The 19,798-nt window shown below is 43.5% G+C and carries 22 protein-coding genes; 9 read left to right on the plus strand and 13 right to left on the minus strand.

The features are described 5' to 3' along the window. Positions 1 to 103 precede the first annotated feature (103 nt). A complete protein-coding gene (locus tag RMZ95_RS15565) occupies positions 104 to 1,231 on the minus strand; it encodes a type IV pilus twitching motility protein PilT (RefSeq protein WP_289797446.1) in 1,128 nt (375 codons plus the stop codon). Positions 1,232 to 1,401: 170 nt separating this feature from the next. Then, positions 1,402 to 3,408, minus strand: coding sequence for a GspE/PulE family protein (locus RMZ95_RS15570; protein ID WP_322673112.1), 2,007 nt, complete (start codon positions 3,406 to 3,408; stop codon positions 1,402 to 1,404). A gap of 369 nt (positions 3,409 to 3,777) precedes the next feature. Between RMZ95_RS15570 and grpE the strand changes: the two genes are divergently transcribed. Both grpE and dnaK read left to right on the plus strand, forming a co-directional pair. Continuing rightward, positions 3,778 to 4,527 carry a nucleotide exchange factor GrpE gene (gene grpE, locus RMZ95_RS15575; RefSeq protein WP_322673113.1) on the plus strand — a complete coding sequence of 250 codons (750 nt, stop codon included), beginning with the start codon at positions 3,778 to 3,780 and terminating at the stop codon, positions 4,525 to 4,527. A 226-nt stretch (positions 4,528 to 4,753) separates the two neighbouring features. Continuing rightward, positions 4,754 to 6,712 carry a molecular chaperone DnaK gene (gene dnaK / locus RMZ95_RS15580; RefSeq protein ID WP_322682733.1) on the plus strand — a complete coding sequence of 653 codons (1,959 nt, stop codon included), beginning with the start codon at positions 4,754 to 4,756 and terminating at the stop codon, positions 6,710 to 6,712. A 255-nt stretch (positions 6,713 to 6,967) separates the two neighbouring features. On the opposite strand, the gene RMZ95_RS15585 is transcribed toward dnaK, so the two are convergent. After that, on the minus strand, positions 6,968 to 7,246 hold the full coding sequence (locus RMZ95_RS15585; protein WP_322682734.1) for a hypothetical protein: 279 nt from the start codon (positions 7,244 to 7,246) through the stop codon (positions 6,968 to 6,970). Between the two features lie 168 nt (positions 7,247 to 7,414). Between RMZ95_RS15585 and dnaJ the strand changes: the two genes are divergently transcribed. Genes dnaJ through rsgA form a run of 3 tightly spaced genes read left to right on the plus strand, consistent with a single transcriptional unit; the run spans position 7,415 to position 9,917 of the window. Next, positions 7,415 to 8,542 carry a molecular chaperone DnaJ gene (gene dnaJ / locus RMZ95_RS15590; protein WP_322673116.1) on the plus strand — a complete coding sequence of 376 codons (1,128 nt, stop codon included), beginning with the start codon at positions 7,415 to 7,417 and terminating at the stop codon, positions 8,540 to 8,542. After that, positions 8,542 to 8,799 (plus strand): sulfurtransferase TusA family protein, encoded by a 258-nt coding sequence (locus tag RMZ95_RS15595; RefSeq protein ID WP_322682735.1) that lies wholly within the window; start codon positions 8,542 to 8,544, stop codon positions 8,797 to 8,799. The genes dnaJ and RMZ95_RS15595 overlap by 1 nt, the downstream gene beginning before the upstream one ends. Continuing rightward, entirely contained in the window at positions 8,796 to 9,917 is a 1,122-nt protein-coding gene (gene rsgA / locus RMZ95_RS15600; protein WP_322682736.1) for a small ribosomal subunit biogenesis GTPase RsgA, read from the plus strand. The genes RMZ95_RS15595 and rsgA overlap by 4 nt, the downstream gene beginning before the upstream one ends. Positions 9,918 to 9,994: 77 nt before the next feature. Here the strand turns inward: rsgA and RMZ95_RS15605 are convergent, their stop codons facing one another. After that, on the minus strand, positions 9,995 to 10,510 hold the full coding sequence (locus tag RMZ95_RS15605) for a hypothetical protein (protein WP_322682737.1): 516 nt from the start codon (positions 10,508 to 10,510) through the stop codon (positions 9,995 to 9,997). Between the two features lie 483 nt (positions 10,511 to 10,993). On the opposite strand from RMZ95_RS15605, the gene RMZ95_RS15610 reads away from it, so the two are divergent. Together RMZ95_RS15610 and RMZ95_RS15615 are read left to right on the plus strand one after the other, a co-directional pair. Then, positions 10,994 to 12,583, plus strand: coding sequence for a glycoside hydrolase family 57 protein (locus tag RMZ95_RS15610; RefSeq protein WP_322682738.1), 1,590 nt, complete (start codon positions 10,994 to 10,996; stop codon positions 12,581 to 12,583). A gap of 93 nt (positions 12,584 to 12,676) precedes the next feature. Further along, positions 12,677 to 12,754 (plus strand): DUF6888 family protein, encoded by a 78-nt coding sequence (locus RMZ95_RS15615; RefSeq protein WP_409882756.1) that lies wholly within the window; start codon positions 12,677 to 12,679, stop codon positions 12,752 to 12,754. A gap of 24 nt (positions 12,755 to 12,778) precedes the next feature. Here RMZ95_RS15615 and RMZ95_RS15620 read toward each other — a convergent pair whose 3' ends face one another. The 5 genes from RMZ95_RS15620 to petC form a co-directional block, all read right to left on the minus strand. Continuing rightward, positions 12,779 to 13,486, minus strand: a complete 708-nt coding sequence (locus RMZ95_RS15620) for a Uma2 family endonuclease (protein ID WP_322682739.1) — start codon at positions 13,484 to 13,486, stop codon at positions 12,779 to 12,781. A 48-nt stretch (positions 13,487 to 13,534) separates the two neighbouring features. Continuing rightward, positions 13,535 to 14,002 carry a type II toxin-antitoxin system YhaV family toxin gene (locus tag RMZ95_RS15625; protein ID WP_322682740.1) on the minus strand — a complete coding sequence of 156 codons (468 nt, stop codon included), beginning with the start codon at positions 14,000 to 14,002 and terminating at the stop codon, positions 13,535 to 13,537. Next, positions 14,002 to 14,322: a hypothetical protein gene (locus RMZ95_RS15630; RefSeq protein ID WP_322682741.1), complete on the minus strand. Its 321-nt coding sequence runs from the start codon at positions 14,320 to 14,322 to the stop codon at positions 14,002 to 14,004. Before RMZ95_RS15630 ends, RMZ95_RS15625 begins: the two co-directional genes overlap by 1 nt. A 477-nt stretch (positions 14,323 to 14,799) precedes the next feature. Continuing rightward, positions 14,800 to 15,801 (minus strand): cytochrome f, encoded by a 1,002-nt coding sequence (petA, locus tag RMZ95_RS15635; RefSeq protein WP_322682754.1) that lies wholly within the window; start codon positions 15,799 to 15,801, stop codon positions 14,800 to 14,802. Positions 15,802 to 15,899: 98 nt separating this feature from the next. Further along, the gene (gene petC / locus RMZ95_RS15640; protein WP_292774200.1) at positions 15,900 to 16,439 is read right to left on the minus strand and encodes a cytochrome b6-f complex iron-sulfur subunit; all 540 of its coding nucleotides are present in this window, start codon (positions 16,437 to 16,439) and stop codon (positions 15,900 to 15,902) included. A 230-nt stretch (positions 16,440 to 16,669) separates the two neighbouring features. Between petC and RMZ95_RS15645 the strand changes: the two genes are divergently transcribed. Then, a complete protein-coding gene (locus tag RMZ95_RS15645; RefSeq protein ID WP_179063611.1) occupies positions 16,670 to 16,978 on the plus strand; it encodes a DUF3067 family protein in 309 nt (102 codons plus the stop codon). Between the two features lie 135 nt (positions 16,979 to 17,113). Next, positions 17,114 to 17,266, plus strand: a complete 153-nt coding sequence (locus tag RMZ95_RS15650; RefSeq protein ID WP_322682742.1) for a hypothetical protein — start codon at positions 17,114 to 17,116, stop codon at positions 17,264 to 17,266. Positions 17,267 to 17,306: 40 nt separating this feature from the next. On the opposite strand, the gene RMZ95_RS15655 is transcribed toward RMZ95_RS15650, so the two are convergent. The 4 genes from RMZ95_RS15655 to RMZ95_RS15670 are packed head-to-tail and all read right to left on the minus strand — an operon-like array spanning position 17,307 to position 19,677. Next, positions 17,307 to 17,633 carry a hypothetical protein gene (locus RMZ95_RS15655; RefSeq protein WP_322682743.1) on the minus strand — a complete coding sequence of 109 codons (327 nt, stop codon included), beginning with the start codon at positions 17,631 to 17,633 and terminating at the stop codon, positions 17,307 to 17,309. Continuing rightward, positions 17,623 to 17,991 carry a hypothetical protein gene (locus RMZ95_RS15660; RefSeq protein ID WP_322673127.1) on the minus strand — a complete coding sequence of 123 codons (369 nt, stop codon included), beginning with the start codon at positions 17,989 to 17,991 and terminating at the stop codon, positions 17,623 to 17,625. Before RMZ95_RS15660 ends, RMZ95_RS15655 begins: the two co-directional genes overlap by 11 nt. Before the next feature lie 46 nt (positions 17,992 to 18,037). Continuing rightward, positions 18,038 to 19,252: an Nramp family divalent metal transporter gene (locus RMZ95_RS15665; protein ID WP_322682744.1), complete on the minus strand. Its 1,215-nt coding sequence runs from the start codon at positions 19,250 to 19,252 to the stop codon at positions 18,038 to 18,040. Beyond that, complete coding sequence (locus tag RMZ95_RS15670; protein WP_322682745.1) at positions 19,249 to 19,677, minus strand: hypothetical protein; 429 nt, start codon at positions 19,675 to 19,677, stop codon at positions 19,249 to 19,251. Before RMZ95_RS15670 ends, RMZ95_RS15665 begins: the two co-directional genes overlap by 4 nt. Between the last annotated feature and the right edge of the window lie 121 nt (positions 19,678 to 19,798).

The raw sequence follows: 19,798 nt of genomic DNA on the forward strand, positions 1-19,798 counted from the left end.
GGCATGAGATAATTTTATTTTTGATTTTGGATTGAGGATTTTGGATTAAATTTCAATCTAAAATCCAAAATCTAAAATCTAAAATTATTACTCCCCAGTTCCTTTAATGTGCTTTGGCTGCCGCACCAGGTTTCGCACCTGCTGCCTGCGGTGGTACAGAAGTACCGATGAGACGTTGAATTTCATCTGGCTTAGAAGTCTTAGACATCGCCGCTTCAAAAGAAATCGTTCCGGCTTTGTAAAAATCGGCTAAAACCTTCTCTAGAGTTTGCATTCCCAATTTGCCGCCAGTTTGAATTGCTGAGTAAATTTGAGATGTTTTGCCTTCTCGAATCAAGTTGGAAATAGCAGGAGTGACAATCAGAATTTCTTGAGCCATTACCCGACCATACTCACCAGGTTTAGGGCTTTTCTTGGACACTAAGGTTTGGCTAAATACCGCCACTAACGAGTTAGACAGTTGCACCCGCACCTGGGTTTGTCTTTCATGGGGGAAAACGTCAATAATCCGATCAACCGTTTGTGCAGCGGAACTAGTGTGTAGTGTACCAAATACCAAGTGTCCTGTTTCTGCTGCGGAAATCGCCAAAGAAATTGTTTCTAAATCGCGCATTTCCCCTACCAGAACAATGTCTGGATCTTCCCGCAAAGCTGCTTTCAAAGCATTAGCAAAGCTTTTAGTATCTTCACCTAATTGCCGTTGGTGAACCAAACTTTTAATTGGTTCGTAGACAAATTCAATTGGATCTTCTACCGTCAAAATATGCTCTGCCTTGGTGCGGTTAATCAAGTCAATCATTGCCGCTAGGGTTGTTGTCTTGCCTGAACCTGTAGGGCCTGTCACTAGAATTAGTCCTCTGGGCTTATCTGTCATTTCCCGCACGATATCTGGCAAACCTAACTTTTCAAAGTTAGGAATCTTAGAACTTAATGCTCGTAAGCAAGCAGCATAAGAACCACGTTCTTTATAAACATTGACTCGAAAGCGAGCTAAACCTTTTACACCATAAGAACAATCCAACTCCCAGTTCTGCTCTAAGGTTTTACGCTGGGTGTTGTTGAGCATACTAAAAATTAGCCTTTGACATTGATCTGCTGTTAATACATGCTCACCTATGGGCGTAAGTTTGCCACTGATGCGGAAGTAAGGAGGCAAACCTGCGGATAAGTGCATATCCGAGCCACCCAATTCAATCAACTGCTCCATCAAATCTTCAATCATCATTTCCATAGTTCTGCTTCCTTTTAATGTTTTTTATTTGTCATTTGTCTTTTGTCCGTTGTCATTTGTCCTTTGTCCTTTGTTATTTGTCAGTTGTTTAAAGTTATTAAGCATTCACCAATGACCAATGACTAATGACTAATGACCAATGACCAATGACTAATGACTAATGACTATTCTTAAAACCGAGCCGTCATACAGTAAGGACAATCCAGCCATTCTTGTTTCAATGTGGCATCACAACTTCGGCAGGTAAGACCTGTCTTACGTTTGGCTTTTAACTCTGCTTCCAAGCCAGTATCAGTAAACGTCACTCGTTCTACTTCTTCTAGAGTGGTGGAACCTTCACGCACTAAGTCCAAACTGTAAGCCAGCAAGGTTTTCATGCCCTCTTCTATTGCCACTTCCTTGATGCGTTCGGTGGGTGCATCTTCGTTGATCAGAGTTTGCAGGTTTTCGGTGACTCGCATGACTTCATAAACACCACAACGCCCTTTGTAGCCGACACCATTACATTTTGGGCAAAGGTGATTTTTGGCTTTGGCATCTGCGATCGCATCTAATGTCAAGGTGTTAGCTTTATAGAAAGTGACTCCGACATCTGAGGAAGCTGATAGACCATAACGAGCTAGTTCCTCGGTTGTGGGAGTGTAGGGGACACGACATTCAGAACATACACGCCGCACCAAACGTTGAGCTAAAACGCCAATTAGGGAACTAGAAACCATGAAAGGCTCAATCCCCATTTCTCCCAAACGAGCGATCGCTCCTGGGGCATCATTGGTATGTAAGGTAGTTAATACTAAGTGACCTGTCAAGGCAGCTTCAATCGCTGTTTTTGCCGTTTCTTTATCCCGCGTTTCACCCACCAGTAGCACATCTGGATCTTGTCGCAAGAAAGCCCGCAACGCGGTAGCAAAATCTAGCCCTTTTTCCCGAATTACCTGTACTTGAGTAATCCCTGGAAGACTGTACTCAATGGGGTCTTCTACAGTACTGATATTAATTCCGGGATCGTTCTTTTCTGAAAGTGCAGAATACAGCGAAGTTGTTTTTCCCGAACCAGTTGGCCCAGTTACCAAAATTAACCCAAACGGACGGCTAACCATATCCTTGACAATATTCAAAGTCTCTGGATCGGTAATTAACTTATCTAATCCCAGTTGGGTGGAGGAGTTATCCAAAATCCGCAGTACCACCTTTTCCCCGTAGCGACTGGGTAAGGTATTCACCCGGAAGTCCACCTTACGTCCCTCAAACAGCCGTCGGATGCGTCCATCTTGAGGTAGACGGCGTTCAGCAATGTCTAGATTGGAGATGATTTTAAATCGGGCTGTCACCGCCGGGATGATTTTTTTCGGCATTGAGGGGAAAGCTTCACGCAGTACACCATCTTTCCGAAAGCGGATGCGTAGGTTTTCTTCTTGCGGTTCGATATGAATGTCAGAAACGCCCTCATGTAAGGCTTTAGCTAGGATTCTATTAACTAGGTTGATAACTGGGGCATCCTCTGCACCCTTCATCGCTGCTCCTAGATCGGCCTCCATTTCTTCAGGAGCATCCGAAATATCAAGATTTCCGAGATTTTCTAAATCTTGACTAATATCTGTAGAGTTTTCTCGTTCCAGGTGCTTCTGCTTAACAGCCATTTCATCCAAATATTGGTTGATTAGCTGTTGGTAATCTTCCTGGGTAATCACCATGCGCTGTAAAGCCAAGCCTTGGGGGCGCAAGATGCGGTTCAGGTCATCAGAAGCCTCTAGATTATCTGGAGCAACCATCGCCACTAAAACTGAGGGCGGGGTTTGGTCTTCGTGTTTTGACAGTGGTACTAAGCGATGGCGACGGCAGATATCCACTGGGATGAGGGTTTCAATCAGGTTCCCCATCATCGTGTTGCCAACGGAATTGACTTCTGGATCGAGGAATTCAACTCCGTATAATATTTTCAGTTCAAATAGCTGCTGTTTTTTGTATTGCCTGAGCAACTCAGGCGATAGTTGTTGCCCAGTGATTGACTCTAATACTTCTGTTAAGGGTCTGCCAGATTTGCGGCTTTCAATTAATGCCTGCCTCATCTGTTCGGTATTGACATAGCCAGATTGCACTAGCTTATTGCCGAAGGGCGAAAACTCTGTTCTGGTAGTTAGAGCGGTACTGCGCCGTTGTGGTGACGAGTAAGTCATAGATGAGCGAATGAGTAGGGGGAACCTCTGCTTAAAGTATTCCCTTAGTGTGAGATAGAATTCTCATTTCCCAAAAAAGTCCTGAGTCACGTCGCTTTGCTTTGAATTCAAAATTCAAAATTAAATATATTTTCAAATAACATAAGGGGCAAGTCGCATTCAGCGCTACTATTGCAAACTACTCGTTCGGGTTCCCGCCTTAATAGCGTCTGGGCTAACGTGTTCACCATTTGTCACAATAAGAGGACGGTTACATCACTTCCAGGAAATTGTTGGCAATAAAATCAGCCTCAGTGGCATGTCGTGGATGACGACGGTTGCAAGCTGTGGAGATACACTGCCATAAATAGGATCTGGAATGAATAGACAATGATCGATGAAAATAAACAGATAAACAATACAAGCCAGCAATTGGGTGAACCAACAGAGGTAAAGCAAGCAATGAAGAGTGACTTCCCAGCCCAAGTTAATTTCAATGAATCTGGCAGCGAGGTGACAGAGCAAGTGGCGGGCCAAACAAATGTATCGGGGGATACTGCTACCGTCAATTCAGAAAATAGCGTCGCTGCAACTGAGAAAACTGGAGTGGAAACAGCAGCTTTGGCAGAACTGACTCAACAAATCGAGTCCGTCAAAACGCAACTGGAAGAGCGTAGTACTCAATATATGCGGATCGCCGCTGATTTTGAGAATTACCGGAAACGCACTAGCAAAGAAAAAGAAGACCTAGAGTTGCAGGTGAAGCGGAATACGATTTTGGAATTGCTACCAATAGTCGATAATTTTGAGCGGGCGCGATCGCACCTCAAACCGCAATCTGAGGGCGAAATGACCATGCACAAAAGTTACCAAGGTGTTTACAAACAACTAGTAGATAGCTTGAAGCGCTTGGGTGTATCGCCAATGCGTCCCGAAGGTCAAGAATTCGATCCTAACCTGCACGAAGCAGTAATGCGGGAACCTACGGATGAACATCCTGAAGGAACAGTGTTAGAAGAGTTAGTGCGCGGATATTACTTGGGCGATCGCGTGCTACGCCATGCAATGGTCAAAGTAGCTGCTCCCAAGGAAGATACACCTTTTGCACCAGAAGATCAGTCGAGTTCAGCCAGCAGTTAAGCTGTAGTCGCTCGTCTCGCTGACCTCAAGTGCCTGGGTTATAGCAAGGACGAGCATCGCGTACCAAAACAAAAACAAGGCTTTGGATAACTCTCTGTGTTTCAACTTCTTTCTTGCTAGCAGCAACAGGGGTTCCACAGATGTTATCCGCTAGCCTTTGTTCTTAGCAAAAAAGTTAGTCCGCGACATATTACAGCAGAAATATTCAGTAAAAATACTGGTAAATATGGGAAAAGTTATTGGGATCGACTTAGGCACTACTAACAGTTGCGTCGCAGTTTTGGAGGGTGGTCAACCACTTGTGATCTCCAATTCTGAAGGTGGACGAACGACTCCAAGTATTGTGGGATTTGGGAAGAGTGGCGATCGTTTGGTTGGTCAATTGGCAAAGCGCCAAGCCGTAACCAATGCTGAAAACACAATTTACAGTATTAAACGATTTATCGGGCGGCGTTGGGAAGATACTGAAGTAGAACGCGATCGCGTCCCCTACAACTGCATCAAAGGTCGAGATGAGACCGTTGATGTCCAAATTCGCTCAAAAAACTATACGCCCCAAGAATTATCCGCGATGATCTTGCAAAAGCTGAAGCAGGATGCAGAAAACTTTTTGGGTGAGGAAGTCACTCAAGCAGTGATCACCGTACCAGCATATTTCACAGATGCCCAAAGACAAGCAACTAAAGATGCTGGCACAATTGCTGGACTAGAAGTTCTGCGAATCATTAATGAACCAACAGCTGCGGCTTTAGCTTTCGGATTGGAAAAGCAAGACCAAGAGCAGCTAATTTTAGTATTTGACTTGGGAGGCGGTACTTTTGACGTATCGATCCTGCAACTTGGGGATGGCGTTTTTGAAGTAAAGGCGACTTGTGGTAACAACCACTTGGGTGGAGACGACTTTGATAATGCGATCGTCCTTTGGATGATGGAACGTTTCCAAGAACAAGAGAAAATCGACCTTTCCAAAGACAAAATGGCACTGCAACGCCTGCGGGAAGCTGCGGAAAAGGCAAAAATTGAACTCTCCAGCATGGTGAATACCTCCATCAACTTGCCCTTTATCACAGCGGATGACACTGGGCCAAAGCATCTGGAGATGGAACTCAGTCGCTCGAAATTTGAAGAACTCGCCGCGAAATTAATTGAAGCGACCATCGAACCACTGATCCAATCGCTTAAAGATGCGGATCTCAAACCAGAAGCCATAGATCGGATTATTTTGGTAGGTGGTTCTACCCGTATTCCGGCAGTCCAAAACGCGCTAATTAAGTTTTTTAACGGCAAAGCTCCCGATCGCTCCATCAACCCTGACGAAGCCGTAGCATTGGGAGCAGCTATTCAAGCAGGTGTGTTGGGTGGCGAAGTCGATAATCTCTTACTACTGGATGTCACCCCTCTGTCCTTGGGAATTGAAACTTTAGGTGAAGTGTTCACCAAAATCATTGAACGCAACACTACAATTCCTACAAGTCGGTCACAAGTTTTTTCCACCGCCGTTGATGGGCAAACCTCAGTGGAAATTCACATCCTCCAAGGTGAACGAGCGATGTCACGAGATAACAAGAGTCTCGGCAAGTTTTTGCTAGCAGGAATTCCCCCATCGCCCCGTGGTGTACCGCAAATTGAAGTATCCTTTGAAATCGATGTCAACGGCATCCTCAAGGTTTCTGCTCAAGATAAAGGTACAGGTAGAGAACAGAGTATCAGGATTACCAATACAGGTGGTTTGAGTAGCAACGAAGTCGAACGGATGCGCCAAGAGGCCGAACTGTTTTCCGAAGAAGATAGAAGACGTAAAGAACTGGTTGAACTCAAAAACCAAGCAGATAATTTGTTGTTCAGTTATGAATCTACGATCAAGGATAATAGCAACTTTATCGGCGACCAGATGAAAACCTTGGCTAGTGAAAAAGTTGAACAACTCCAAGCGGCAATGATTGACTCCAGCATTTCCACAGTGGAATTTAAGCAGCGCTTAGACGACTTTCAACAAACCTTGTTTGCAATTGGTGCTGATGTTTACAATCGAGCTAACAGCCAAACCGATCAGATTGAGGAGAGTTCATCTGGTCACTTTCCCTCAGAAGTAGACTCACCAATGAATGGCACCCTAATACCACAATTCAACTTTGATTTTGACGAAGAAAGTACCGCTCAGGCTGATTATGAGGCGATAGATTAGGGATTGGGCATGGGGCATGGGGCATTGGGAAAGAGGAGGCAGAAGGCAGAAGGCAGGAGGCAGAAGTTCAAAAATGTTTGAATTTTGAATTTTGAATTTTGAATTGATTTGTCCCCTTGTCCCCAGTACCCAGTCCCCAATCTCCTAAGTTGCAAATTTTTATTATGATATTTTAATATATCTAAATATTTAGATTTAGCGAAGTTTCACAAGACCCCAGTCCTTTGCTAGATTGTAGAAGCAAATTACTTTGGGCTAGGCAATGTGCAAGTTCAGAGCCACTTCCATTGCATAAGGGTGGTTTTCCACACCTAATGGTGCGGCTAGCCCCTCTGGTTGATGGGCGAGGTTTTCCTCTCCTACGTAGCACAATTGTAAAAGAGACAGCCGACTCGGCAGTGAGAAGTATGAGCAGAGGCTCCCCCTGTTCCTAACTTCTATAGCTTTTGTCGTCTCCCACGAGGAAAGCACCTGTTGCTCAAGATTTGTCGGTGATTTTTGTAAAAGGTAAAGGGTAAAATCAGTTATTAACAAAAATTAATTTTATCTTCTGCCTGCCTTCCGGCAAGCCGCCCTCTAACAGGATAATGTGTTGCTCTTGCATATCTGTAGGCAAAACACTTAATCCATAGGGTAGCAAGTGACCGTGAATGACGTTCTACTGACTTCTGCTTTCTTCCTTCTAACTTTTACCTTTGCTATATGGCCCGCGACTATTATGAAATCCTGGGTGTCTCTCGTGACACTGACAAAGAAGAAATCAAACAAGCCTATCGCCGTCTAGCCCGGAAGTATCACCCAGATGTGAACAAAGAACCGGGGGCGGAGGATCGCTTTAAAGAAATTAACCGCGCTTATGAGGTACTCTCAGAACCCGAAACCCGCGCTCGTTACGATCGCTTTGGTCCAGAGGGTGTATCTGGTGCTGGCGCGGGCTTTCAAGATGTCGGCGATATGGGTGGTTTTGCCGATATCTTTGAAAGCATTTTTAGTGGCTTTGCTGGCGGTATGGGTAATCCCACCCAACAAAGACGCCGCAGTGGGCCTGCGAGGGGTGATGACCTGCGGCTAGACCTGAAGTTAGACTTTCGGGAAGCGATATTTGGCGGCGAAAAAGAAATTCGCATTTCTCATCTAGAAAATTGTGAAGTTTGTAGCGGTTCTGGTGCTAAACCTGGAACCCGCCCTCGGACTTGTTCGACTTGTGGCGGTTCGGCTCAAGTACGGCGTGTGACTAGAACACCCTTTGGCAGTTTCACCCAGGTCTCGACTTGTCCCACCTGTAATGGAACAGGGATGGTAATTGAAGATAAGTGTGACGCGTGTGATGGTAAGGGCGCAAATCAAGTCACAAAGAAACTCAAAATTACCATTCCAGCAGGGGTGGATAATGGCACACGTTTGCGGATTTCTAGTGAAGGAGATGCCGGTCAACGTAGTGGCCCTCCTGGGGATTTATACGTTTACTTGTTCGTAAATGAGGACGAGGAATTCCAACGAGATGGGATTAATATTCTCTCGGAAATCAAAGTTAGCTACCTGCAAGCGATTTTAGGTTGTCGGTTAGAGGTAGATACAGTAGATGGGCCGGTAGAACTAATCATTCCAGCTGGAACTCAGCCGAATACAGTGATGAAGTTGGAAAATCGCGGCGTACCCCGCTTGGGTAATCCCGTAAGTCGTGGGGATCACATGCTGAACGTATTAATTGATATTCCCAATAAAATCACCCCAGAGGAGAGGGAACTGCTGGAGAAGCTAGCTAAAATTAAGGGCGATCGCACTGGTAAAGGCGGTCTAGAAGGATTCTTGGGAAATTTATTTAAGTGATGATGCCCTCTTCTGTTTTAACTCCCGACGCTCAACTTGATTTACGCGGCACCCCTTGCCCGATTAATTTCGTGCGGACAAAACTACGTCTGGAGAAAATGCCATTGGGAGGTTTACTAGAAGTCTGGTTAGACCCTGGTGAGCCGATTGAGCAGGTTCCTGATAGTTTGACAATGGCAGGTTATCAGGTAGAACAAATTACAGACTGCACTAGTTATTTTTCTCTGTTAGTGCGCCGTCCAGCTGCTAGCCAATGACAGGGGAAATTTTTGACGTAACTGGACAGTTATTGGGTACGGTGGTGGCTGTACAGGCTAATTTTTACCGAGTACAGATGGATCGAGAGGCAGGGGAGCAGAGGAGCAGGGGAGCCGAAGAGAAACTGGATTTAAATGCCTCTTTGCCCTCGCCTCCTCTTTTGCTTTGTACCCGAAGAACACGTCTGAAAAAAATTGGACAACAGGTGATGGTAGGCGATCGCGTTGTGGTAGAAGAGCCAGATTGGGCTGGAGGAAGGGGAGCGATCGCTGAGGTTTTACCCCGTCAAAGTGAATTAGATCGTCCCGCGATCGCCAATGTCAACCAAATCTTATTGGTATTTGCCGTTGCCGATCCACCTTTGGAACCCTATCAACTGAGTCGGTTTCTGATTAAGGCTGAGTCTACTGGTTTGGATGTGCTTTTATGCTTGAATAAAAGTGATTTAATTTCAGCGCCAGAACAACAACAAGTTAGCGATCGCCTGCTAGGTTGGGGTTATGAACCAATATTTATCAGCGTTAAAGATGGTATCAATACTGACCAAGCAGCCAAATACCTGAGCAATAAAATTACCGTAATCGCTGGGCCTTCCGGCGTTGGTAAATCCAGCCTGATTAATACGCTGATTGACTCTCTTCAGCTGCGAGTCGGAGAAGTTTCTGGTAAACTGGCTCGTGGTCGTCATACCACTCGCCATATAGAATTATTTGAGTTACCTAGTGGTGGTTTACTGGCAGACACTCCCGGTTTTAATCAGCCGGACATGGATTGTGTACCAGAAGAATTAATCCATTATTTCCCAGAAGCCAGAAAGCGGTTAGCAGTTGCTAGCTGTCGGTTTAGTGATTGTCTGCATCGAGACGAGCCTGAGTGCGTGGTGCGGGGAGACTGGGAACGATACGAACATTATTTAGAATTTTTGGATGCGGCGATCGCTCATCAAACACAGCTACACCAACAAGCCGATCCAGAATCTACCATGAAGTTAAAAAGCAAAAGCAAAGGCAAAGGGCAGAGTCAATACGAACCCAAGCTAGAAAGTAAAAAATATCGGCGAATTTCCCGCAAGACTCAGTTACAAGACTTGCAGGAATTATATCGAGATGAGGAATAAAGTGTGCGATGTCTACGACGGGCTGCGCCTACACATTTCTATCTATAAACAAAATGTTGTATCGATGTTGGTTCCTCCTAGTCGCTCCATTTGTTTAAAATTGAGCGATATTCCCAATCTTTGTCATCCATATCACCTAAATATATACGACAGTGTTTAGGAACAGCATCATACGCTTGGCGCAAATACTGCTTATTTGTCTCATTTGGCTCATGCTTGTATTGTGTTAATTTCTGTCGGCAAATCTCTCCTGTTGTTAGCTGCCCATTGAGTCGTCGGATCTCGTCTTCAACTTCTTTAACAAACTCTTGCTCCTCAACTCTTGACTTCACTTGATAGGCGGTGAAATTAAGACCAGACACCATCATTGATACTCTTGCTCCTTCAGACAGATGAGTTGTAATCCAACCTTTGCTCACCTTTTCTTTGAAACCATCAAAGTCAACCATCCCCCAGCAATCAATTCTGCCGTCTTTGTAGACCTTAATTTCAGTGATAAAATATTGCTCTCCATTCTTGATAAAGGCTTGCAAAAATACGCCAGGAATGGTTACACCATCAACTATGCGATAGATTGTGTTATGGAAGGACATAATAACAACTCATCGTTATACAGTAGCGGATGACTCATTAAGTTATACGTATTTGCACAACTATTTATTATGCAGAATTTTTTATATAACTGCTCTAAATCAGTTTTGTATGACTAGTTAAGGAACTGCCAAGCCTGATTTGAACATGAAATACTTGCGGTGCTTATTGCGAATATTTACTTCTCCTTTAGCAAACAGTATGTACTGTACTCTTCGCTCGATCTCGGTAGGCCCCTGTGAACGCTTACCATCTGTGTAATGTTCAAATCATAAGATTTTGGCAAATCCTGAGTTTAATTTTTACGTGACAGCAAAAACACGCAGTGGAGGCACAACAATACAATAATATTGGCTGTACCCCTACAAACACTGTATTTAACTCATATTGAAAACTATTCTTACGATCCCCATAAAGTCTTAAAATATTGTTAATTTCAGCCAAACCTCTCGACCTTCAACTTATAAGTATCACCCAAAATCACTATGGCTATCGGCTACGTCGCGCTTGTACTCCACGCACATCTACCCTTCGTTCGTCACCCAGAAAGTGACTACGTGCTGGAGGAAGAATGGCTCTATGAAGCCATCACAGAAACTTACATCCCCTTATTGAAAGTATTTGAAGGCTTAAAGCGAGACGGTATTGACTTTAAAATCACGATGAGTATGACACCCCCTTTAGTGTCAATGCTTCGCGATCCTTTGCTTCAAGAACGCTACGAAGCACACTTAGCTCAACTAGAAGAACTTATAGCACTAGAAGCAGAACATAATGTCAACAACGGACATCTTCGTTATTTAGCCGAACATTACGCAACTGAATTTAGTGAAGCGCGTCAGCTATGGGAACGCTACGACGGGGACTTGGTGACAGCTTTTAAGAAGTTCCAAGACAGTAACAACCTGGAAATCATCACTTGCGGCGCTACTCACGGCTATTTACCGTTGATGAAAATGTATCCACAAGCAGTGTGGGCGCAAATTCAGGTAGCCTGCGAACATTACGAACAAAGCTTTGGACAAGCACCCAGAGGCATTTGGTTGCCGGAATGCGCCTACTATGAAGGTTTAGACCGGATGCTAGCCGATGCTGGGTTACGCTACTTCCTCACTGATGGGCATGGCATCCTTTACGCCCGTCCCCGGCCGCGCTTTGGCACTTATGCCCCAATTTATACAGAAACTGGTGTTGCTGTCTTTGGTCGAGATCATGAATCTTCCCAACAGGTATGGTCTTCTGAAGTGGGTTATCCTGGGGCGGCGGAATATCGGGAATTTTACAAAGATTTGGGCTGGGAAGCAGAATATGAGTACATCAAGCCCTACATCATGCCCAATGGTCAGCGAAAAAATACGGGCATTAAGTATCACAAAATTACGGGACGTGGCTTAGGTCTTTCAGATAAGGCGCTCTACGATCCTTATTGGGCTAGGGAAAAGGCAGCAGAACACGCTGCTAATTTTATGTATAATCGAGAGCGGCAATCTGAGCATCTATATGGTATAATGCAGCGACCGCCAATTATCGTTTCGCCTTATGACGCAGAGTTATTTGGACATTGGTGGTATGAAGGCCCTTGGTTCATCGATTACCTATTCCGCAAGTCATGGTATGACCAAAAAACATATCAAATGACCCATTTAGCAGACTATTTGCGGGAGCAGCCGACGCAGCAAGTTTGTCGTCCTTCGCAGTCTAGTTGGGGTTTCAAGGGTTTCCACGAGTATTGGTTGAATGAGACGAACGCTTGGGTTTATCCGCATTTGCACAAAGCTGCTGAACGGATGATTGAAATCTCGCAACTGGAACCAGAAGATGAGTTGGGGTGGAAAGCATTGAACCAAGCAGCGCGGGAATTGTTATTAGCACAATCTTCCGACTGGGCATTTATTATGCGGACAGGAACAATGGTACCCTATGCAGTTAGACGGACGCGATCGCACCTGATGCGGTTTAATAAGCTCTATGAAGACGTTAAAATCGGCAAAGTTGACAGTGGTTGGTTGGAAAAAGTCGAGTTAATGGATAATATCTTCCCCGAAATCAACTATCGCGTCTACCGTCCGCTATAGTCTCACACAAAGTAATCAACAGCAGTAGGGTGGGCAATGCTCACCCTATATTAGTAGTCAGGAGCGTTTACTTCGGCAAAGCTCAGTACAAGTATTTTACCAACAACAGAACAAGCCTTAGCCTGTGTAAGGGTTTGTCAAATGCTGTCAAATGCTGTCAAATCTTTATAATTTTATTAACACTGCCGGATTTAGCTAAAGGCTATCTGGATCGATATTTAATTCTCGGAGTTTAGCAGCTAATATTTGCGCTTTTTGCTCTGTTTGCTGTCGAGCCTCTTCTGCGGCTTGTCGTGCAGCTGCTTCCTCTTCATGAGTTAGGAGTGTTTCACCCGTAGCTGGATTGTGAAAACGCAGTTTTCCTGCTTCTAGGCGTAACTCTAGCCCCAAAACTTCACTGGGTAGAGACACTGTACCATCTGGCAAAATATTAGTTGCCACTGGGAAATAATTTCCATCAACCAACTGTAAACCCTGAAGTTGGGGATTGAGATAATCACCTGTGGGGTCATATTGAAAATATTCACGCACTCCCAGAAAGGCATAAATTCCTTTCTTTGCACCTTGGTCTTTGCTGCGGGTGGTTTTTGAGGTAATCTCTAAGACAAAATCTGGGGTTTGATTATTTTCTTCCCAGGTTTTGTAAGAGCGTCTGTCACGGTTTTCCACTCCAAACACCACAAATACATCTGGTGCGACAACCGATTCTGGATAACCTTTTTCGTAGTAAATAAATAGATTACCAGCGACGTATACATCTGGGTGATTTTGAAAATAAATTTCCAGCACAGTGGTAGCGTATACAAGACACTTGCGCTGTAAATCACCTTCAGCCATCGGCTTACCATCCTCATCTGGGTACTCAATCGGGGTAACGGGGATGTACTCTACTGAGGCTGTCATGGTCAGATACCTCAACTTAACTAGGGCTAGATTCCATAATATCGCTGCTTAATCTTCTTTTTCCTCGCCAGCATTTTCTAACTCACATTCTGCAAGCAGATTATTAATACTTTCAGGAAAATCCCCATTCTCTACTTTTTTGCTAAAAACTTGATAACAATCTTTTTTATCGCCTTCTTTCCGAGGATAACCTAACCAAAGAATAATAATAATTTTTGGTTCTTTAAATGCTCTGAAGAATAATCTATATCGTTCAGGTAGCCCCATCTTTTTGAGACGGCTATACTTTTGCAAAGGTTTTTGCAAAGCAAAATGACTAGCAAAAGGGTCTTGAGGAATTTTTTCTTTAATCCCAATATTCAATGCTTTTAAGAATTTGACATCTGAATGTGTAATAAATTCTTCTTTAGGTAACTCATTTTTTAAAAAACGAACCCTATTACGCAATTCTACCCATTGTTCGTTAAACAATGGGTAGAAAAAAATCTGCCAACCATTACAAGTAAATGCAGCCATTAATCTATAACTACATCAGCCAGTAAATCATCCATTTCATCGCTCATTTCTTGGGTATAAGGAACGAGTTTAGAAGGATTTTGCATAGCATCCTTCATGAGAAAGTCAAGAAAAAGGCTCATCATTATGCCCTCGTCTCCATCAGCTTCATCAACATTATCAGTTTCTAATCTAACTAAGAACGTGTTATCAGATAGCACTTCAATATGGCCTGAAGCATTAGCTAAATGGGGATAATCCTTAGAGAATGCGCGAGGTAAGCGAAACCCATCTTGATTTCCTACCTTTGCATGAGTTACGGGATAACTTTTTACAGCCATGAGCTAATTCCTAAGTAGGAAGATACTAGGCATTTAAATATAATACCTAGACACTACAAATTTGATGTGAGAAGTTACGTTGTGTTATAACAACTGTTATAACTTACAACTAAACTATAACAGATTCCCTAAAAAAAGACTAGAAGTTAATATAAGAATTTTTGATTAAGTAGATATACTTTTAAAGCAAATTGCATATCGAGACTTAAACATCTTTGAGGAATAAACAAGCTCAAACCCATGCAGGGTAAGGTAAATACACCAAATGCTCAAAAATGGCTCAAACCCAGATATATCAATAAACCAAGCAAAATGATGTTAAAGTCTCTCTGTATATAGGTTTGAGGCTTTTTTCTTGGTGTTCTTTGTCTAAGTTCCAATATTAACCTCTGAGTGCTATATGCAGACTTGGAAGCATAACATATAAAAAAAGACAGGCATCTTGCCTGTCCTACAAATAATGATTTAGCAAAGAATTTAGAAATTCATTTCAGCAGCTTGAACTTTCTCAACCTGCTTCTTCTTCAGCACAAGCATAACTTGAGCCAACATTACAAGAGCGATGAACGCAATCATCCATTTGACTCTGGAAGCGTCTTGCAGTACGATTTCTCCATCTGTTTGACCGAATCCACCGACGTTCGGGTTGCTGGTCAAAGCATCACCAGTCTTAACTGCTTGCCCTTCGGAAACAAGCAGGTCTGGCCCTAAAGGAATCGTATCAACGACAACATCACCTGATTCAGGTTGGATGTTGACTAAATATTTAACGTTACCGTCTCCATCTTCCTCTTTAGCAATCTTGGTAATTGTGCCAGTAGCGGAAGCGTTGTAAACAGCGTTATTGCTCTTTTCGCCAGTGGGATAAACTTGTCCGCGTCCCCGATTACCACCTACGTGAACTGAATATTTACCAAAGTGGATGTTTTTGTCGGTTGCGGGGTTGGGAGAAAGAACTGGGAAGACGATTTCCTGATACTGTTCGCCAGGTAAAGGGCCGACGATGACGACGTTATCTTTGTCTTCGCTGTAGGGTTGGTAGAAAGTGTCGCCAACTTCTTCTTTAAGTTCTTCAGAAAGACGGTCTTCAGGAGCAATCTTAAAGCCTTCGGGTAGCATCAGTACTGCACCGACGTTCAAGCCAACCTTGGAACCATCAGCACCAACTTGCTGGGCAGTGAGATCGTAAGGGATTTTCACCACAGCTTTGAATACAGTGTCAGGTAGCACCGATTGGGGAACTTCCACTTCTGTAACCTTGGCGGCTAGGTGACAGTTGGCACAAACAATTCGCCCAGTAGGTTCGCGGGGGGTTTCGGGATAGGTTTGCTGTGCCCAAAAGGGATAGGCGGCAGCTGATTGAGGAAGTGCTAAATCGCTGGTGAAGTAAAATGTCACAGTAGCGATCGCTATGAGCAATGTTTTTACAATCGCTCTAGCACTGCGAGTTAATCTCGCTGTTAGGAAAACATTTCTCATCTCTATAAGGGCGACAATTGAATTAGTCATTAGTCATTGGTCATTAGTCATTAGTCATTAAGCCCTGAACAAAGGACAAATGACTAAGGACAAAATTATTAACCCCACCAAGGTGCATCACCTGTGCGGAAGTCGGTTTCAGTCCAAGGGGTTAAGACGATTTTGTCGTCGTTTACGTTTGTATGGGCTAAAGCCAGAGACAGAGGTGCTGGGCCCCGAACAACTTTACCAGTTTCGTCATACTGAGAACCATGACAAGGACACTTGAATTTGTTCTCAGCAACGTTCCAGGGGACGACACAACCTAAGTGGGTGCAGATGGCGTTAATGCCATAATCTTTGATCGCCTCTTTGCTGTCTACCACAATATAGGTAGGATCTCCTTTTAGTCCTTGGACTAGGTTGCGATCGCCTGCATTCCGGTTTTCTAGAAATTTAGTGACGCTAACATCGTTACCTAGCTCATCTTTTGCTGTTACACCGCCACCTGCGCCACCTGCTGCTGGTGGAATAAAGTACTTGACAACGGGATACAATGCACCCAGAGCTACTCCAGTGACAGTCCCAAAAGTGAGCAGATTCATGAACTGACGACGCCCCATATCGGGCACGTCTGCTGATTCAGAAAATTGAGCCATAATCTACGCGCTCTTTGTGTATTTTGTTAAGCATTTTGACAAAAGTACTAATACTTGAGCAACTCTTGTCTAAGTCGAAATGCTAGCGCTCACAACGATGCCATAATTCTTTGTTCCAAGATATAAAAAGCATCTTTTCTGTTAGCATTACATTTCTTTATATCCTTATCATACTGGAGTCACGGAACTTAACATCATAACTAAATGTAAAATCTGATTGAGAAAAGACTATGACAGGACAGGAATTACGTCAGATATTGCTTGATAAGTGGGGATATTCTTATGATGTCCAGTTCCGGCGGGCACAGGGAAAGATATTTTTGCAAGTAATGTGGAAATATCTAGAGCAAGCTTCTTTTCCCTTGAGTGAGGCGGAGTACCAAGAACATCTCGATAGCATTGCCAATTATCTTCATGCCTTGGGTGGGTCAACACAGGTACAAACTTTTATTGCCCAAACACGCGATCGCCCCCGACTTGGCAAGGCTGTCAGCATTCCTCTAGATTTGGGCGAACGTTCTTCAGAATGGATATTGTGACCAATTATTTCATTAACTTTAATCAATTTCTGAGTAATTGCAGTATTTTTGAATAAAAAATACTATAAAGTCCTGTATAATACTTTTCCCTATTGGTAAGGTAAGAAAAAATACACCTCTTCAAGGAAAAAGCTAATGGCTTTTATCTCAACATTTGAAATTCTTCTTAAACCTCAACTTCCAAAGGAACTTACAGATACAAAACCTGAAGTTAGCCCACTAGCGAGAAATATTCTCCAAGGCTATTTGCTGACGATCGCAAGTCCCATAGCCCTCATCTCTCGTTAAATTGCTCGATAGCCAGAGCAGTCAAACATACGTTGGATTTTTATTTTTTGGAAGTCTCTAATGCTTTTAAATCATCTAAAGTACAGAGCAAACGAGGCTTTTCAGGGTCAGTCAAATCTAGCTGCTCCCAAGATATTGTATAGCCACTGTGGATCTTGTGCGCCCCAAGGAAGTGTAAGATTCTCAACCCAATTGCCCAAGCCGATAGTCTTTCTAAGATAGCAGTGGTTCCAATCAGATATTCTTGAATAACCCATTCTTCACCTTGCTGTTGGGCATGTACTTCTTCAATGCGTCCGGCGGGTTTGCCAGTTGAATCCAATACTTGTTTCCCTAGTAGCAGTTCCAGATGAATTTCACTTGCCATGTTCTGCCCCTGGAATTCGGCCAATAATGTGTTTCTGAAGCCATTTTTCATAAGCTAATGCTGGAGTTTGGTCAGCTTCAATCTCGACTTCAACATCAATACCAACATCCCGCACTTTTGACCACGGAATTCTAAAGGGTTCACTTTGTTTAGCACCCCAACTACTTTCAATTGCTGCTACCCACCTGCCTAAACGTGGATGAATACGTCGTGCAAGAGTTGTCATACCAGTTTCGATATAAGTGAGTCGTGGCGGTTCTCCATCGCGCAACTCTATGACAATTCCATCGACTTTGCCCAGATGGCGCCGATCGCTGTCAACTAATTGGTTATCAAGTACATCTCTAATAATGTTCATTTTCTATCACTTCCAGTTGATTATTAACGTAAACGCCCACCAGCGATCACCCTCCAAGAATTTCTAGTGGAATCGCAACGATCGCTAACACGAATGTCAGCACAATTGTAAAGATCACAACACTATTACTTATCCAACCGTTGCGATACTTGCCAATATATAATTCATCGTTCATCAATACTAAAAATGGCACAATCACAGGTGGCAAAATCACTGCTGTAATCGCCATTGAAAACAAAGTCAATTGCAACGGGTCAATTCCAAATACCATTAATAAAGAAGCGAGAAAGACAAACACAGTGTAGACCAAACTAAAGCGTGCGGCATCTTTTGGCTTGAGATTTTCGCCCCAATTCCAACCAAAGGTCTGAGCAACAATATAGGCTGTGTCGAGAGTCACTTCCAGTGCTGCGCCAAAGCAAGCAATACCCAAGGATGCAGCAAATAGTACAAAGCCCCAGTAACCAAAAGTTTCTGTCAACATCAACGCTGCTTGTTCGTAGCTATCTACCTCAACGCCTTTGGGTTTGAGTACGAGTGCTGACACAATCAGCACTCCTAGCGATACAATGCTACCAAAACTCATTCCTAAACCGGCAACTGCGCGATTTACACCGATATACCCTTCATCCCATTTATCTTCTACTGCCCCAGATGAGTAAAAGTAAAATAAATAGGGGCTAATCAAAGCACCCAAAATGCCAACTCCAAGATATAAATAATGAGCAGTATCTTGTTGTGGCAGAGTTGGCAACAAACCACTACCAAGTTGTGTTAGAGATGGATGCAACTTAAAAGTAGCGACAACAAAAACTAGTGTCACCAACCCTAATACGGAAATACCATTTTCAATAATGCCAAAGTTGCCGTACCAAATTAGCAACCAAATTGCAAAGGCAACGGGTAAAGCATACCACTGAAAACTAATACCCGTTAGCAGTTGTAAGGCAATGCAAACACCACCAATTTCAGCTGCTAACACTAGAAAATCAACTACGACTTCTGCAATCAGTGGAATAATATAAAAATTAAACCCAAAACGTTCGCGTACCGCAGCAGCTAAAGTATGTTTGCTAACTGCTGCTAACCGCCCAGACATTTCTACCAAAAAAATCACACAAATTGTACCCAGGATAATCGCCCAAATTAGTTGAAAGCCGAAAATAGATCCGGCCTCTGCTGCTGTAGCGATCGCACCCACATCTAAGAAGCCACCTATACTAGTCACAATCCCCAGCGCAATTTCCAAAACTTTCTTCATGGTTTGTTCTGCTGTGGTAGTTGCGAGTCTAGGGTTCGTCCTTCTAGCGATAAATCCTTAATACTTTGTGCCACTACAGAATAATTTTCTTGTTCAACTGCGGTTGACATTTGCTCTGTGATTTTTGCTAACCGTTTAATATGACCTAAAAGTTCTAACTTGTAAGGCTGGGGAATTGCTGTAGATGATTCTATCTCGGCTATGTTGTCGGTTTCTGTTTGCAACTCTTGCTGTGCTTTCTTGAGTGTTTGTTTCGCATAGACTTTTGGCACAGCACCTCGTACCCAAGCATCAGCAACCATTTTACTTGTAGCTGTCCATGATTTGACAGTTCGTAGTTCTTGTGTAAGCCTATCTGTGGCTGCTTCGCTACAAGCGGTTAATAATGTCAACCCTAATAAATAACCTATAAATATCCTTTTCATCAGATGTCTGTCTTCGTAGTCCTCCTTATACCAATTCGTAATTCGTAATTCGTAATTCGTAATTCGTAATTAAGAAAGTCAGATATGGTCTGGCTTTCGGGGTTTGAATGTGTTGCTTCAT

It is taken from the genome of Nostoc sp. DedQUE07, from assembly GCF_034530975.2.
Lineage (GTDB): Bacteria > Cyanobacteriota > Cyanobacteriia > Cyanobacteriales > Nostocaceae > Nostoc.